Origin of the sequence: Aestuariicoccus sp. MJ-SS9 (genome assembly GCF_032586235.1) — a bacterium.
Lineage (GTDB): Bacteria > Pseudomonadota > Alphaproteobacteria > Rhodobacterales > Rhodobacteraceae > Aestuariicoccus.
In genome coordinates this window covers 1-532 of record NZ_JAWHTD010000144.1, presented here as the reverse complement: position 1 = coordinate 532, position 532 = coordinate 1, and the positions used below count along the sequence as shown (strand labels likewise).

At 60.0% G+C, this 532-nt stretch carries 1 pseudogene; it reads right to left on the bottom strand.

What is annotated here, in order from left to right:
- Window positions 1–220 precede the first annotated feature (220 nt).
- Window positions 221–532, bottom strand: a pseudogene (locus tag RXV88_RS23665) (calcium-binding protein); the annotation flags it as partial.

The following is a 532-nucleotide window of genomic DNA, read 5'->3' as shown; positions in this document are numbered from 1 at the left end:
ATCACGTTCTCAAAACCCCGAAGGCACCAGTAGGCGAACTGGTCCCTTGCTTCGTGATTACCCCGAGGACGCACTCGCCGCTTTGAGCAGGATCAACCGAGCAACTTACTGTCTTAGGTTCTCGCCGGGCCACCCCAAACTGCCCTCGTCCCCACGATTGACTGCCGTCACAGCAAGCCTCCCCGCAGCAACCAGCACAGGGAGGAAGTCACGATGCCAGTCAAAGGAACGTAAAGTCGTCCACCGTCAGATCAGCCGCCGCCACCCCCTCGATCAACACGGTCTGCCCCTGGTAATCGATGATTGCACCCTCAGCCGTATCGGTGATGTTGAGCGCATCGACATAGCCTTGGAGCCCGTTGCCCCCGTTGGAGATGTTCGTCTCGCCGGTCTCGGGGTTCACGATGCGGATCAGGAAACTGTCGGTGCCATCCTCGAAGTCTGTGATGACGTCAGCGTCGCCGTCCTTGAAGAAGTTCCAGACGAAGACGTCCGCGCCCTCGCCGCCGGTCATGGTGTCATCGCCATCGCC